This window comes from Cobetia sp. SIMBA_158, assembly GCF_046566945.1.
GTDB classification, from domain to species: domain Bacteria; phylum Pseudomonadota; class Gammaproteobacteria; order Pseudomonadales; family Halomonadaceae; genus Cobetia; species Cobetia amphilecti.
This window is the reverse complement of sequence record NZ_JAWJYL010000973.1, coordinates 1-241: the sequence shown is the minus strand read 5'-3', so window position 1 is coordinate 241 and position 241 is coordinate 1. Positions and strand designations below refer to the sequence as shown.

The 241-nt window shown below is 68.5% G+C and carries 1 protein-coding gene; it reads left to right on the top strand.

What is annotated here, in order from left to right:
* Positions 1-241, top strand: a 241-nt coding sequence (locus tag R2R70_RS22715) for a transporter substrate-binding domain-containing protein (protein ID WP_410979302.1), incomplete at both ends; no start/stop codon positions are given.

Here is a 241-nt window from a genome sequence, read left to right as displayed (position 1 = left end):
GCGCCCTTTCCGCTGCCAGTCTCGGCGGCGCGACCGCCGCTGGCCTGTCGCTGGCCTTTGCCATGCCGGCCGCCGCCAGCGATGCACAGTCCGACAGCACCCTTTCGCGCGTGCAACAAGGCCAGGTGCTGAAGGTCTGCACCACCGGTGACTATGCGCCCTTCCGCCACCGTGAAGACAATGGCGACTTCGCAGGCATCGACATCGACATGGCCGCCTCGCTGGCCAAGAGCCTGGGCGC